At 66.9% G+C, this 14316-nt stretch carries 12 protein-coding genes; 11 read left to right on the forward strand and 1 reads right to left on the reverse strand.

Going from position 1 to position 14316, the window contains the following annotated elements; genetic code table 11:
- The first annotated feature begins 24 nt into the window (after positions 1–24).
- The 9 genes from AC1RGE_RS24075 to AC1RGE_RS24115 all read left to right on the forward strand — a co-directional run bounded on the left by AC1RGE_RS24075 (position 25) and on the right by AC1RGE_RS24115 (position 10519).
- Entirely contained in the window at positions 25–1044 is a 1020-nt protein-coding gene (locus AC1RGE_RS24075) for a beta-ketoacyl-ACP synthase 3 (RefSeq protein WP_492585123.1), read from the forward strand.
- Positions 1044–2051: an NAD-dependent epimerase/dehydratase family protein gene (locus AC1RGE_RS24080; RefSeq protein ID WP_401260546.1), complete on the forward strand. Its 1008-nt coding sequence runs from the start codon at positions 1044–1046 to the stop codon at positions 2049–2051. The genes AC1RGE_RS24075 and AC1RGE_RS24080 overlap by 1 nt, the downstream gene beginning before the upstream one ends.
- Entirely contained in the window at positions 2048–2902 is an 855-nt protein-coding gene (locus AC1RGE_RS24085) for an MBL fold metallo-hydrolase (protein ID WP_401401593.1), read from the forward strand. Before AC1RGE_RS24080 ends, AC1RGE_RS24085 begins: the two co-directional genes overlap by 4 nt.
- Positions 2892–4250: a F390 synthetase-related protein gene (locus tag AC1RGE_RS24090; protein ID WP_492585124.1), complete on the forward strand. Its 1359-nt coding sequence runs from the start codon at positions 2892–2894 to the stop codon at positions 4248–4250. Before AC1RGE_RS24085 ends, AC1RGE_RS24090 begins: the two co-directional genes overlap by 11 nt.
- Complete coding sequence (locus tag AC1RGE_RS24095; RefSeq protein ID WP_492585126.1) at positions 4238–5392, forward strand: ATP-grasp domain-containing protein; 1155 nt, start codon at positions 4238–4240, stop codon at positions 5390–5392. The genes AC1RGE_RS24090 and AC1RGE_RS24095 overlap by 13 nt, the downstream gene beginning before the upstream one ends.
- Positions 5389–6528 (forward strand): hypothetical protein, encoded by a 1140-nt coding sequence (locus AC1RGE_RS24100; RefSeq protein WP_492585127.1) that lies wholly within the window; start codon positions 5389–5391, stop codon positions 6526–6528. Before AC1RGE_RS24095 ends, AC1RGE_RS24100 begins: the two co-directional genes overlap by 4 nt.
- Positions 6525–7541: a Rieske 2Fe-2S domain-containing protein gene (locus AC1RGE_RS24105; RefSeq protein WP_492585129.1), complete on the forward strand. Its 1017-nt coding sequence runs from the start codon at positions 6525–6527 to the stop codon at positions 7539–7541. The genes AC1RGE_RS24100 and AC1RGE_RS24105 overlap by 4 nt, the downstream gene beginning before the upstream one ends.
- A 432-nt stretch (positions 7542–7973) precedes the next feature.
- Positions 7974–9413 carry an alanine/glycine:cation symporter family protein gene (locus tag AC1RGE_RS24110; protein WP_492585131.1) on the forward strand — a complete coding sequence of 480 codons (1440 nt, stop codon included), beginning with the start codon at positions 7974–7976 and terminating at the stop codon, positions 9411–9413.
- 104 nt (positions 9414–9517) lie between these two features.
- Positions 9518–10519, forward strand: coding sequence for an asparaginase (locus AC1RGE_RS24115; protein ID WP_103291495.1), 1002 nt, complete (start codon positions 9518–9520; stop codon positions 10517–10519).
- A gap of 65 nt (positions 10520–10584) precedes the next feature.
- Here the strand turns inward: AC1RGE_RS24115 and AC1RGE_RS24120 are convergent, their stop codons facing one another.
- Positions 10585–11130, reverse strand: coding sequence for a hypothetical protein (locus AC1RGE_RS24120; RefSeq protein WP_258538614.1), 546 nt, complete (start codon positions 11128–11130; stop codon positions 10585–10587).
- Positions 11131–11328: 198 nt separating this feature from the next.
- Here AC1RGE_RS24120 and AC1RGE_RS24125 point away from each other — a divergent pair, with 198 nt between their 5' ends.
- Positions 11329–12321: an AraC family transcriptional regulator gene (locus AC1RGE_RS24125; RefSeq protein WP_015637519.1), complete on the forward strand. Its 993-nt coding sequence runs from the start codon at positions 11329–11331 to the stop codon at positions 12319–12321.
- Between the two features lie 70 nt (positions 12322–12391).
- Positions 12392–14305, forward strand: a complete 1914-nt coding sequence (locus AC1RGE_RS24130; RefSeq protein ID WP_492585133.1) for an ankyrin repeat domain-containing protein — start codon at positions 12392–12394, stop codon at positions 14303–14305.
- Positions 14306–14316 lie beyond the last annotated feature (11 nt).

Below are 14316 nucleotides of genomic sequence, written 5' to 3' on the forward strand. Positions count from 1 at the left end.
GACGCCCACACACACGGAATTTGCATGCACACATCAGCGTCCTCCCCTCGCCCGGCCCGCGCCCTGGCCATCCTCGGCACCGGTCACGCCCTGCCGCAGCGGGTGGTCACCAGTGCCGAGCTGGACCGCCAGCTCGGCCTGGAAACCGGCAGCGTGGCGCGCATCAGCGGAGTGCAGCAGCGCCACGTCGCCGATCCTGCGGACACCGCCGCCAGCCTCGGCGCCAGCGCCGCGCGCCGGGCCCTGCACGCGGCGGGCCTGGAGCTTGGCCAACTGGACCTGATCGTCTGCGCCAGCGGCACCATGGACCAGGGCATGCCCTGCAACGCCGCGCTGCTGCAACGGGAGCTGGGCCTGGGCCAGTCAGGCATTCCGGCCATGGACATCAACGCCAGTTGCCTGGGCTTTATTGCCGCCCTGGACACCCTGTCCTGGCCGATCCAGGCCGGGCATTACCGGCGCGTGCTGCTGGTGTGCGCCGACATCGCCTCCTGCGGCCTGGACTGGCAACAGGTGGAAGTCTGCGGCATCTTCGGCGACGGCGCGGCAGCGGTGGTGCTGGAAGCGGGCGACGGCGGCCCGAAGATCCTCGCCTCGCGCCTCAAGACCTACGCCGAAGGCGCCGCGCTGTGCCAGATCCCCGCCGGCGGTTCGCGCTTTCATCCGCGGCGCATCCAGGTGCCGTTCGAGCCCCTGACCAGTTTCACCATGCAGGGCAAAGGCGTGTTCCGCCTCGCGGCCAAGCACCTGCCCGAACTGATGGACGATTTGCTGCAGCAAGCCGCGCTGTCCCTTGCGCAGATCGACTGGGTCATCCCCCATCAAGCCAGCCAACAGGCCATGCAGCATGCGGCCAAACGCCTGAGCCTGGGGCCGGAGAAAGTCATCGATATCTTTGCCCGGCATGGCAATCAGGTGGCGGCCTCGCTGCCCACCGCTCTGGACATCGCGGTGCGCGACGGGCGCATTCAACGCGGACAAACCCTGATGCTGATCGGCACCGGCGCGGGCCTGTCCCTCGGCGGCATGATCCTGGAGTTTTGATGAAGATCCTGGTCACCGGCGGCACCGGTTTTATCGGACGGCATCTGGTCTGGAAGCTGGCCGCCGAAGGCTGCGAGGTGCAGTTCAGCGGGCGCAACCCCGAGGCGGCGGCGCAAGTCATTGCCCACAGCCCGGCGCCCGTGCGCTGGCTGCCCCTGGAGCACGGCAGCCCGCTGGCCAAACGCCTGCTGGCCGATGCTAGCCGCGAGCATGACGCCATCGTGCATTGCGCCGCCTTGTCTTCACCCTGGGGTTCGCCCCAAGCGTTTGCCCGGGCCAACCTCGACTCCACCGCCGAGGTGATCCACGCCTGCGGCAAGAACCGCATCCCGCGGCTGGTGCATATCTCCACCCCCAGCCTGTATTTCAACTTCAGTGATCGCCTGGGCATCCGCGAAGACCAGCCGCTGCCACCACCGGTGAATGACTACGCCCGCAGCAAGGCCCAGGCCGAAACCCTGCTGGCAGACGCCAAGCTGCCCGAATGCGTGATCCTGCGCCCCCGGGCGGTGTTCGGCCCCTGGGACGCAACCCTGATGCCGCGCCTGCTGCGGGTGATGCAACGGGGGGCGATTCCGCTGATGCGCGGCGGCCGGGCACAGCTGGACCTGACCTGCGTCGACAATCTGGTGCACGCGGTGTGGCTGGCGCTGACCCGGCCGCTGCCGCGGCCGCTGTGCGTGTACAACCTGAGCAACGGCACACCCCTGGCCTTCAAGGACCTGCTGCAACAGATGGCCGAGCACTTCCGCCTGCCCCTGCGCACCCGTCGCCTGCCCTGGCCCCTGGTGCATGGCGTGGCGCGTCTGCTGGAGCTCAAGGCACGGCTGGGCAACGGCGCCGAACCCCTGATCACCCGCTACGGCGCAGGCGTCCTGGCCTTCAGTCAGACCCTGGACATCAGCGCCATCCAGCGCGAGCTGGGCTACCACCCGGTGATCACCCAGAACCAGGGCATTGCCCAGCACGCCCAATGGTGGTTGGCCCAACAGAGGCAACGAGCATGAGCCGCAGCGTGAGCTTGAAGATCCTCCGGGCCGGCTGGTGCCAGCACCTGGAATGCATGGCCGACCGTGGCGGGCGCCTGGCGCCGGTGCAATTTCCGGCACTGTGCGGGCTGATCCAGCACCCGGAGCACGGCTGGATTTTGTACGACACCGGCTACGCCGAGCACTTCTTCCAGGCCACCCGCGCCCTGCCCGAGCGCCTGTACCGCAGCGCAGTGCCGGTGCAGTTGCCGGTGGTCGAGCAACTGGGGGCGCAGCTGCATGAGCTGGGCATCGGCCCGGGGGATATCCGCCATGTGATCATTTCCCACTTCCACGCCGACCATATCGCCGGGCTGCGGGATTTTGCCAATGCGCGCTTTATCGCCCTGGAAGCCGATTACAGGCATATCGACAGCCTGCGCGGCCAGCGTTGGCGCGCCACCCTTGGCGGCCATCTGCCGAGCTTGCTGCCGGACGACTTCAGCGCCCGCCTGCGCCTGGCCGAAGCCAGCCCCAGCTGTGCGCTGCCAAGCTGGATGGCGCCCTTCGAGCAAGGCCTGGACCTGTTCGGCGATGGCAGCCTGATCGGCGTGCCGCTGCCGGGGCACAGCAAAGGCCAGCTGGGCCTGTTCATCCCCGACGCCCAGGGCCGGCCGGTGTTCCTGGTGGCCGACGCCTGCTGGTCGGTGCCGGCCTGCCGCGCCGAGCGCCTGCCCGCTGCACCGGCACTGTGGTTTGCCAGCGCCGACCGTCAGCAATACGTGCGCACCTACAGCGGCCTGGGCCAGCTGATCTGCCGCGAACCGGCGGTGGCGGTGCTGCCGTCCCATTGCACCCAGGCCTGGGAGGCGTTCGTCAATGAACAGTGAGCGCCTGCTGGGCACTCTGCGCAGCATCGGTTCATTCGTGTTCAGCCGCTACGTCCTGCGCTTTCGCCGCCGTGAGCGGCTGGAAGCCTGGCAGGCCCGGCGCCTGCGGCACTTCATGGCCAAAGTCCTGCCCCGTGGCCAGCGCTTCAACGGGCTGACCCAAGACGGCCTGCACAACTTGCCGCTCATGGACAAAGCCGCCCTGATGAGCGACTTCGCCGCCTTCAACACCCGCGCCCTGGGCCTGGAACAGGTGTTGCCGGTGGCCCTGCAGGCGGAGCGTTCCCGGGACTTCAGCCCGACCCTGGGGGACATCACCTTGGGCCTGTCCAGCGGCACCTCGGGGGCCCAGGGGGTGTTCCTGGTCAGCAGTGTGGAACGCCAACGCTGGGCCGGCATCCTGCTGGCGCGCACCCTGCCCCGGGCGCTGCTGCCCCGGCTGCTGTGCCCCTGGCTGGCGCCGCTGCGGATCGCCTTCTTCCTGCGGGCCAATAGCCGCCTGTACACCACCCTCGCCAGCCGCCGCATCGACTTCGCCTTTCATGACCTGACTCTAGGCCTGACCGCCTCCCTGCAACGCCTCAACCAGCAGTATCCGGACGTGCTGGTGGCCCCGGCCACAGTGCTGCGGGGGCTGGCCCAGGCGGCTCTGGCCGGGCAGCTGACGATCCGCCCACGGCACATCCTGTCGGTGGCCGAAGTGCTGGAAAGCACCGACGCCGAGCTGGTCCAGCAAGCTTTCGGGCGCAAGCCGCAGCAGATCTATCAGGCCAGTGAAGGCTTTCTCGGCTACACCTGCGAGGCCGGCACCCTGCACCTGAATGAAAGCCACCTGCATATCGAACCGCAATGGCTGGACCCTGAGCGCACGCGTTTTCAGCCGATCATCACCGACTTTTCCCGGCGTACGCAGCTGATCGTGCGTTATCGCCTCAACGACATTCTGCGGGTGGCCAGCGCGCCCTGCCCCTGTGGCCGTGCGGAGCGGGCCATCGCCGCCGTGGAAGGCCGCGCCGACGAGATCCTCTGGCTGCCCCGGCTCGACGGCCAGCAGCTGGCGCCGCTCTACCCCGACGTATTGCGCCGGGCGCTGCTGATGCTGGGGGCGGAGCTGGAGGAATACGAAATCCACCAGCGCGGGCTGCTCTGGCAAATCAATCTGCACACTTCGGGCGACTATCACGGGCTGTGCCAGCGCTTGCGCGAGGCCCTGGCCGAACTCTGCGCGCAACAAGGGCTGCAAGCGCCGCAGCTGAGCTTCGGCCACTGGCAGGCACCGCCGCCACACGCGAAAAGACGCCGTCTGCTGATGCTGCAACTTCCCGAGGGACTGAAATGCGTGTACTGATTCTCGGCGCCCGGGCCCCGGCCTGCCTGGAGTGGGCCCGGGCCTTTAGCCAAGCCGGCTGGACGGTGACCGTGGCCGATTCCCTGGCCCAGCCCCTGAGCCGCTTCAGCCGCGCCGCCGAGCACTTCGTGCGCCTGCCGGAACCCCGCCACGACCCGGATGCCTGGATCGAAGCCCTGGCCGGGGTCATCCGCCAACAGGCCATCGACCTGCTGCTGCCGACCTGTGAAGAGGTGTTCTACCTGGCCCACGGCCTGGAGCGCCTGCGCCCGCTGTGCCGGGTGTTCACCAGCGACTTCGAGCTGCTGCACCGCCTGCATCACAAGGGCGATTTCGCTGCCATGACCCAGGGCTGGGACGTGGCCGCGCCGCCGACTCAGGTGCTGCATGACCCGGCCGCGCTGCAAGCGCTGGCGGCGGAGCACGACGCCCTGGTATTCAAGCCGGCCTATTCGCGCTTCGCCTCCCAGACCCTGATCCGCCCGAGCCCGGCGCAACTGGCAAAAGTCCGGCCCAGTAGCGATGCGCCCTGGGTGGCCCAGCGTTTTGTCCCCGGCCAGGAGTACTGCAGCTTCAGCGTGCTGGTGGACGGCCAGTTGCGCGCCCACAGCAGCTATCAGCCGCGCTACCGGGTTGGGCGCGGCTCGGGGATCTACTTCCACAGCTGCGCCCCGGCGCCGATCCGTGCGTTTCTGGAGCAGTTCGGCCGGGCCACCGGCTACACCGGGCAAGTGGGTTTTGACTTCATCGAGGACCGCCAGGGCCGCTTCCATGTCCTGGAGTGCAACCCCAGGGCCACCAGCGGCGTGCACCTGTTCGACGACCAGCGCGTGCAGTTGGTAGCGGCGCTGGGCAGCGAAGCCGACGCAGCGCTGGAGGCGACCCTGGAACCCCGGATGATCGCCCTGGCCATGCTGCTTCTGGCGGCGCCGCAACGGGCCTTGAGCCGCACGTTCTGGCACGACTACCGACAAGCCCGGGACGTGATCGTCCAGGACGGCGATCGCGGCCCGCTGACCGCCCAGCTGCTGAGCCTGAGCGAGATCATCGGCCGCGCCCTGACCCGCCGTTGCGGGCTGCTGGCCGCCTCCACCGCCGATATCGAATGGAACGGCCAGCCCCTGGGAGCACCGCGCCCATGAAGCTGTTGCTGCCCGAGCAACTGGCCCTTGAGCCCCCGAGCATTGGCGACAGCCATGCCCGGCAGTACGTGCGCACCTGCGCCGGCGGCGCGCTGATCGGCAATGTCAGCACCGCCCTGGCCCTGCTGGACACCGGCCGCCAGCAGTTCCCAGTGAGCGTCAACCACGGCCACGACCCTGTGGATAACTGCTACGTGGTCTCGCCGCAAACCGCCTACAGCGGCTATGCCCGGGAAGAACTGCAGCGCCTGAAACGGCCCTGGCTGGCCTGGCCCTTGAAGCTGCTGACCCAGGGCGTGGACCGGCTACTGAGCGCGGCCAAGGTCGACCGCCTGGTGCAGGTCAATAACTGGCTGCTGTCGACCAATCTCTACCCCGCCGACTGGGATGGTTCGGATTTGCCGGCGATCACCGAACTGCTGCGCCGGCAGTTTCCCGACCATGGCTTTGGCTTTCGCTCGCTCAACGACTTCAGCAACCTCGAACTGCGCAAGCGCCTGCAAGCCCTGGGCTACCTGGCGATTCCCAGCCGCCAGGTGTACCTGTTCGACGGCCGCGAGGGCGAAAATTCAGCCTTCCTGCGCCACCACAACACCCGCCTGGACGCCACCCTGCTGCGCCGCAGCCCGTATACGGTGGTGCCCGGCAACGAGCTGAACGAGGCCGACTTCCAGCGCATCGAGCAGCTGTACAACCTGCTGTACCTGGACAAATACAGCCGCCTGAACCCCCACTACAGCGCCCACTGGCTGCAACGCGGGCAGGCCGAAGGCTGGCTGCAAGTGCGCGCCCTGCGCAACGCCGAAGGGCGCATTGACGGCGCCCTGGGCTGGTTCGCCAACAGCGCGCTGATCAGCACCCCCATCGTCGGCTACGACACCGCCCTGCCCCAGCGCGCCGGTCTGTACCGACAACTGACCAGGCTGTGCCTGCAAGAGGCGGTGAACCGTCGTCAGGTGCTCAACTTCAGCTCCGGCGCGGCCGCCTTCAAGCGCCTGCGCGGCGGCCAGCCCGAAATCGAATACAGCCTGATCCACGTCGCCCACCTGCCCTGGTCGCGGCGCCTGGTGTGGCAACTGATGGGCCTGCTGCTGCAACGGATCGGCGTACCGCTGATGAGGAAGCTCAAATTGTGAACAGTCACTCGGGCTGGTGGCCCGTCGCCCTGAGCCGGCAGCTGCAACGCCAACCTCTGGCCTGCACCCTGCACGGCGTGCCGCTGGTACTGTTTCGCGACGCCGACGGCGCCGCCGCCGTGCTGCCGGACCGCTGCCCCCACCGCTTTGCGCCACTGAGCGCCGGGCGGGTGCGCGACGGGCAGCTCCAGTGCCCCTACCACGGCTGGCGCTTCGACCCCCAGGGCCGTTGTACTCAGCTGCCCGGCCAGGAGCAGCAGCGGTGCAGCCAGCCCTTGTTGCAACCGCTGCACAGCTGCGAAGCCCAGGGGCTGGTCTGGGCCAGCCTCGCCAGCGAGCGGCCGAATGCCCCACCGGTGGCCGCCGCCGAGCAGGCCCAGGCCCTGGATGTGTTCTGGATCAGCGACCGGGTGCAGTGCAGCTTGCAGGACGCTGCGGAGAACTTCCTCGACGGCTTCCACACCCATTTCGTGCACGCCGGCTGGATCCGCCACGACCGCCAGCGCCAGCGGATTCGTGCCTGGGTGCATCAGCTCGAAGACGGGGTCGAAGCGCAGTACAGCGAAGAAGGCACCCAATCCGGGCTGATATCGCGGCTGTTCGAAGGCGAACGCGGCCTCAGCATGGGGCGCTTTCGCCTGCCGGGGTTGGCGGAAATCGAATACCGCGACCGTCAGGGCCGGCTCAACCTGCTGGTCAGCGCCTGGCTGACCCCGACTGCCGAGGGCGAACTGCGCCTGTTCGCCCGCATCGCCACGGCCCGCGGCCGCTTGCCGGGCTGGCTCAAGCGCGCTGTGCTGCAGCCCTTGTTCAAGGTGATCCTCAAACAGGACCGGCAGATCCTGGAAAAAGTCAGCGCCAACCAGCAGCGCTTCGCCCAGGTGCCGCTGCGCTGGCACCGGCCCACGCCTCTGGACAGCTCGCTGGATCTGCTGGGGCCGTGGATCCGACAATTACTGGAACAAGGTGAACTGAAGGACTTCCAAGAGTGCCGAGAGGAATTCTGGCTGTAATCCCGTAGGAGCCGAATTGCCAGCGAACAGGCCCTCAAGACCGGCGCCGCTCAAACGGGCCCCTTCGCTGGCAAGCCAGCTCCTACGGCTTGGCAGCGTTATCAAAGAGATGATGCGGGCCTCTGTTCGCGGGGTTTTGCGGGGCCTCGCAAGAACCGATTCAGCCCCCCGTACAGCCTGCCGTTCCTCGGCTCGACGCGCTACATGCAGACGGCGAGCCCGCGCACCGGTATAGTGCGCCCCCTCTTCACGTGGACAGCCGTCGGTAACGAGGCTCAAACCCACGGGAAACCCGAACTAATAACAACCCGCGAATAGAGAACCGGGACGAACAATCGCCCCACCGCTTTGCCGTGCGTGCAATCAGCGGTGTAACAGAATGTTTCCGTCCGCTCTGCTTTTGCCTACACAAAAAACAGCGAGGAATAATCCATGCTCGAAGTCATCAACGACTTCCTCTCAGGGAAAGTGCTGATCGTGCTCATTGTCGGGCTCGGCAGCTACTTCACGATCCGCTCGCGTTTCGTTCAATTGCGCCACTTCCTCCACATGTTCGCGGTGTTCCGCGACAGCCTGAAAAGCAGCGGCGGCCAGCTCAGCTCGTTCCAGGCGCTGATGCTCAGCCTCGCCGGCCGGGTCGGCGCGGGCAACATTGCAGGCGTCGGCATCGCCGTGACCCTGGGTGGCCCGGGCGCGGTGTTCTGGATGTGGGTGACCGCGCTGGTCGGCATGTCCAGCAGCTTCTTCGAATGCACCCTGGCCCAGGTCTACAAGCGCGCCGACGGCGACGGCCTGTACCGCGGCGGCCCGGCCTACTACATCCAGCACGGCCTGAAGCGCAAAGGCATGGCGGTGGTGTTCTCCATCCTGCTGCTGGTCACCTACGGCTTCGCCTTCATCGGCCTGCAGTCCTACACCGTGACGCACTCGCTGCAGGATGCCTTTGCCTTCGACCCAAGCCACACCGGCATCGTCCTGGCGGTGCTGCTGGCCATTACCTTCATCGGCGGCATCAAGCGCATCGCCGCAGTGTCCGACCTGCTGGTCCCGATCAAGACCCTGGCCTACATCGCCGTGACCCTGTACGTGATCGGCACCCAGATCGAACAAGTGCCGGCCATGCTGGAGACCATCATCAAGAGCGCCTTCGGCCTCGACCCGGCCTTCGGCGGCCTGCTCGGCAGCGCCATCGTCATGGGCGTGAAGCGTGGCGTGTTCGCCAACGAAGCGGGCCTGGGCAGTGCGCCCAACGTCGCTGCCGTGGCCGCCGTGAAGCACCCGGGCGCCCAGGGCGTGGTCCAGGCCTTCAGCGTGTTCCTCGACACCTTCGTGATCTGCACCTGCACCGCGCTGCTGATCCTGCTGTCGGGCTTCTACACCCCGGGCTTCGAAGGCGACGGCATTGTCCTGACCCAGAACTCGCTGGCCGCCGTGGTCGGTGACTGGGGTCGCCTGTTCGTCAGCGTCGCGCTGTCGCTGTTCGTCTTCACCTGCATCCTCTACAACTACTACCTGGGCGAGAACAGCCTGCAGTTCCTCACCCGCAACCGCACCGTGCTGATGCTGTTCCGCGGCCTGGTGCTGGCGCTGGTGGTATGGGGTTCGATGCAGGACCTTTCGACCGTGTTCGCCTTCGCCGACATCACCATGACCTGCCTGGCCTTCGTCAACCTGGTGGCCCTGGCCATGCTGTTCAAGGTCGGCCTGCGCGTGATGCGCGACTACGACGAGCAGCGCCGCGCCGGCGTCGCCCAGCCGGTGTTCGACTCGCGCAAGTTCGCCGATCTGGACCTGGACCTGAAGGCCTGGCCCGCCGAACCCTCGGCCACCGCCGAGGCCGAGCCGCAAGGCGTGCCCGCAGCGCAACGCTGACGGGTGAACGACGGGCGCATCCTCTGCACCCGTCGGTTACAGTGCGATAAATGTGCGAGCGGGCTTGCCCGCTCCCACAGGTACTCACCGTTTCGGAGAATCCCATGACCCCTTCGACCTACCCTGGCGCCCAGCACGTCATGGTGCTCTACACCGGCGGCACCATCGGCATGCAGGCCAGCGCCGACGGCCTGGCCCCGGCCTCGGGTTTCGACGTGCGCATGCGCGCCTACCTCGACAGCCAGCCCGGACTGGTGCTGCCGGCCTGGCGCTTTCGCGAGATGGCGCCGCTGATCGACAGCGCCAACATGACCCCCGACTACTGGCAGCGCCTGCGTGAAGCGGTGGTCGAAGCCGTGGACCAGGGCTGCGACAGCGTGCTGATCCTCCATGGCACCGATACCCTGGCCTACAGCGCCGCCGCCATGAGCTTCCAGTTGCTGGGCCTGCCGGCGCCCGTGGTGTTCACCGGCTCGATGCTGCCGGCCGGCGTGCCCGACAGCGATGCCTGGGAAAACCTCAGCGGCGCCCTGTCAGCCCTGGGCCAGGGCCTGGCCCCGGGGGTGCACCTGTACTTCCACGGCGAGCTGCTGGCACCGACCCGCTGCGCGAAAATCCGCAGCTTCGGCCGTCACCCGTTCGCCGCCCTGAAGCGCAATGGCGGCGGCGCCAGGGCCGAGGCGATTCCCGCCGGGCTGGATTACCGCCAAGCCAGGCAACTGGCCAAGGTCGGCGTGCTGCCCCTGTTCCCCGGCATCGGCGCCGAGCTGCTGGACGGCGTGCTCGACAGCGGCATCCAGGCCCTGGTCCTGGAATGCTTCGGCAGTGGCACCGGGCCCAGCGACAACCCGGCGTTCCTCGCCAGCCTCAAGCGCGCACAGCAGCAAGGCATCGTCGTGCTGGCCGTGACCCAGTGCCATGAAGGGGGGGTGGAGCTGGATATCTACGAAGCCGGCAGCCGCCTGCGCGGCGTGGGCGTGCTGTCCGGTGGCGGCATGACCCGTGAAGCGGCGTTCGGCAAGCTCAATGCGCTGCTCGGCGCCGGGCTGGAAACCGCCGAAGTGCGGCGCCTGGTGGAACTCGACCTGTGTGGCGAGTTGAGCTGAAGCTCGGGAGCCGGTAGCTACTGCAGTAGCCGCCGGCTCGACGACGAACAGCGGGGGCGGCCAGGTTACTTCTTGACCGAATAATCCTGGCCCCAGACCCGCACCGAACTCGAGCTCTCGATCGGCCCTTCAAACACGAACTTCTGCCGCACTGCTGCCTTGGCCGGGATGGTGACTTCGTCCGGGTTTTCGAGGCTGACAGTCAGGTTGTTGGCGTAACCGTCCTGGTCGATCGCCAGCAGGGCGCCGGTCTGCTTGAGGTTGATCAGCCGCAACTGGCTGTCGCTGCTGTTCTTGAAACCCAGGGTGACGTTGAAGCTGTCGCCGACGGCTTCGGTCTTCAATACCTGGACCTCGACGCGGCCTTTCATTTGCTCACGGGAGGAAATGATCGACGCACCGTCGACGCCTTGCGCCGATTGGCGACCATCGAGCACACCTTCGCTGACGCCGCCCAAGAGGTTCTTGCCTGCCGAGATGGCTGACGAGACGGCTGACTTGGCAGAGTCCTTGATGGTGCTTTCGCTGCCTGGCTCAGCCTCGGCCAGGCACAGCGAACTCAGGAGCAAGCCGGACACCAGAAGCAGGGAACGCGCAGGAATGAGGGTCATACATAGTCCTTTATCGGGGTTGCTGCACCGCCACCTCAGGCGGTGAATGGCAGGCAGGTTGCACCAATCGATGCGCCAAGTCACTAGCCACACAACGCCGGGAATGCCGCATGTCGCTGGCCGGCAAACCGCAGGCCTGATCGCGGGCGGCATGCAACTTGCTCCGGTTAAGGGTCTTTCCCAGGCTGGAATCTGCGCATGCTGCACTCGCACCTCACCACCCTCAATGCGGTTTCCCTGATCCTCAATACCTTCAAGGACCAGGGCCAGGCCGGCGGCGCGCTGTTGGCCGGCAGCGGTATAAACCCCGCCGACCTGAGCCGCGCCGACACTCGCATCACCACCAACCAGGAAATGCTGGTGTGCGCCAACGCCGTGGCCTTGCAACGGGACATCGGCCTGGAACTGGGCCGGCGCATGCACGTTTCCTCCTACGGCATGCTCGGCTATGCCCTGCTCACCAGTGCCACCTTAGGTGACGCTTTGCGCCTGGCGCTGCGCTATCCGGCGCTGATGGGAACACTTTTCGAACTGAGCCTGGAAACCGACGGTTCGCGCATCTGGCTGACCGCCGCCGACTACCGCGAAAGCCCGGCCCTGGCCGCGTTCAATACCGAGTTCTGCCTGGTGTCGCTGAAGGTCATCTGCGACGACCTGCTGGGCCACGCCCTGCCGCTACTGGGCGCACGCTTCGACTACCCGGCCCCGGACTATCAGCAACGCTACCGCGAGCCTTTCGACTGCCCGCTGCAATTCAACGCCAGCAGCAACGCCTTCGCCTTCGACCAGCGCTGGCTGGACCAACCCCTGCCCCTGGCGGACGTGATCACCCACCAGGCCATGGCCGAACGCTGCCGCAAGCAGAACACCGAGTTCACCGGGCGCCAGGCCTGGCTGGGGCGCATCCGCCAGTTGCTGGCGGCGCAGCTGGACGCCGCACCGGGCCTGGAGGGGCTGGCGGAACAGATGAACTGCTCGGCCCGGACCCTGCGCCGCCACCTGCGGGACCTGGGGTGCAGCTATCAGGAACTGCTGGACGAGCTGCGCTTCGAGCGCGCCAAGCAGATGCTCTGCGAAGACCAGATGCCCATCTACCGCATCGCCGAGGCCCTGGGCTTCAGCGAAACCGCGAGCTTTCGCCATGCTTTCATCCGCTGGAGCGGCGTGGCGCCGAGCCAGTTCCGGCCCTGACAAAAACCCCGACACAACGCTGGCGATTGCATTACATTGCCGACCTTTCTACCGGCAAGGGACTGCACGCTTGAACCTATTCACAGACGCCATCGGCATTCGCAGGCTTTGCCTGGCACTGGTGCTGCTGGCTGGCGTCCCTGTCGCCCAGGCGTTCGACCTGTCCAAGATCAAATGGTGGGAGATGTCCCGCAGCTTTGTCCTGGATGAGCCGGAAACCGCCATCCTGCAGATCAAGCCGTTCCCCCTGCCCGGCCTTGCGCAAGTGCCGGCGCGGATCGTCCTCAGCCAATACCGTGGGCTGTTCTATCTCAATGCCTACCAGGACCTGGATTACCAGCAGCGGATCTACAAGTCCGCGCCCCTGCCGCTGCTCAGCCCCGAGGACCTGCGCAACTGCGTGTCGCCGGACAACCCGATCCAGGTCTCGGACAACTGGCCACCGAGCAACACCCTGGACACCGGCATCACCCTGACGCCGCTGGGTTTCGACTGTTCGGTGCCCCCGCAGTGGCAACTCAGCCTGCGCTACCTGCTGATCGACCAGCGCGATCCCCAACACCCGCTGCTGGCCATCAGTCACCGCCAGGACATGACCCAGATGGACTTCACCCCGTTGCAACCCATCAGCGTCGAGACCGGGCAACAATGGTTGCAGGCCTTGCAAAAGTTTCCGCCGTGGTTCCGCGCCTTCGACAGCGGTAGCGGGCCGATCACCCTCAATGCCTACACGCCACCGGCCACGGCGGACAGCGTGTGGAAGCAGTTTCGTGCACTGCATGAACAACTGCGCACAGCCAAGGACAAGGGGCCGGGCATCCGCCAGGTGGAAGACTTCTTCGCCCTCCATGACTATCGCAGCATCGCCATCGACCACAGCGAATACCCGGGCCTGCTCAATGACATCGCCTACTGGACCAGCGAGGCCGGTCAGTTGAACACCGCCCGGAACTGGCTGTTGGAAGTGCTGCGCCGGGATCTGGGCCGCATGCCGACCTACCTCAACCTGGCCGACCTGGACTGGGCCCTGTTCGAGCAACGGCCGTTGGACAACATCCACCAGGGCCGGGCCATCGAGGGTTATCGGCTGTACTGCGGCATGCGCCTGCAACGCCAGATGAGCGTGCCGCCGCGGGTGCTCAAGCGCCTGGGCCTGGAGTCCGCCAACCCGCAGGCGTGCCAGGGCTTCTGGCCGCTGGTGGCCGCCGCGGATGCCGGCGACGAGGCAGAGGTAAGGCGTTTGCTGGCCAGTGGCGTCAGCGGCGAGGTCATGGCCGAGGACGGCCGCAGTGCCCTGCTGCACGCTCTGGATGCGCCGCACCTGGAGATCGCCCGACTGCTGCTGGCCCACGGCGCCCACACCAGCGGCCAGTACCAGTGGAGCACCCTGGCCATGCTGGCCATGCAACGTGACCTCAAGGACAGCCCCGACCTGAACCAGGGCGGGCGCCTGAAATTTCTCCTGCAAGCCGGCGTCGCCATCGACGAGCCGAACAGTCGCGGGCAGACACCGCTGATGAAGCTGGCCGAGCAGGAACGCAACCTCCAGGGCTTCACCTGGTTGCTGCAGCACCCGCAGAACCTCGACCTGCGTACCGTCGACGACGGTGAAACCGCGCTGTACCGCGCCTTCTGGGGCAACAACTACCCGGCCATGAAACTCCTGATAGAGGCCGGCGCCGATCTGAACCTGAGCTATGGCCGCGGCACCTGCGGCAACGAGCCCATGGGCCAGAGCCTGCTGATGCTCGTTGCCGACAAGATTTCCCCGGACCAGCACTCCCCCATCGTGAGCATGCAGGACACCCTGGACATGTTCACCCTACTGCTGGAAAAGGGCGCCGACCCCAACGTCGGCCAGCGCTGCGAGAAAAAGGGCCGGACCCTGCTACTGGAGATCATCGCCCGGAAAAAACGCGACGACATGCTCAAGGTGCTGCAAGGCTTTGCGCCGCCACCGCCGGCGACGGCGTTTCGTCCTTGAGGCGTGGCGCC

It is taken from the genome of Pseudomonas sp. GW823-FHT02C05, assembly GCF_058797595.1.

Bases quoted from the DNA above. Each gene is read 5' to 3' on its own strand.
- AC1RGE_RS24075 (WP_492585123.1), top strand. From the start codon at position 25: ATGCACACATCAGCGTCCTCCCCTCGCCCGGCCCGCGCCCTGGCCATC.
- AC1RGE_RS24080 (WP_401260546.1), top strand. From the start codon at position 1,044: ATGAAGATCCTGGTCACCGGCGGCACCGGTTTTATCGGACGGCATCTG.
- AC1RGE_RS24085 (WP_401401593.1), top strand. From the start codon at position 2,048: ATGAGCCGCAGCGTGAGCTTGAAGATCCTCCGGGCCGGCTGGTGCCAG.
- AC1RGE_RS24090 (WP_492585124.1), top strand. From the start codon at position 2,892: ATGAACAGTGAGCGCCTGCTGGGCACTCTGCGCAGCATCGGTTCATTC.
- AC1RGE_RS24095 (WP_492585126.1), top strand. From the start codon at position 4,238: ATGCGTGTACTGATTCTCGGCGCCCGGGCCCCGGCCTGCCTGGAGTGG.
- AC1RGE_RS24100 (WP_492585127.1), top strand. From the start codon at position 5,389: ATGAAGCTGTTGCTGCCCGAGCAACTGGCCCTTGAGCCCCCGAGCATT.
- AC1RGE_RS24110 (WP_492585131.1), top strand. From the start codon at position 7,974: ATGCTCGAAGTCATCAACGACTTCCTCTCAGGGAAAGTGCTGATCGTG.
- AC1RGE_RS24115 (WP_103291495.1), top strand. From the start codon at position 9,518: ATGACCCCTTCGACCTACCCTGGCGCCCAGCACGTCATGGTGCTCTAC.
- AC1RGE_RS24120 (WP_258538614.1), bottom strand. From the start codon at position 11,130: ATGACCCTCATTCCTGCGCGTTCCCTGCTTCTGGTGTCCGGCTTGCTC.
- AC1RGE_RS24125 (WP_015637519.1), top strand. From the start codon at position 11,329: ATGCTGCACTCGCACCTCACCACCCTCAATGCGGTTTCCCTGATCCTC.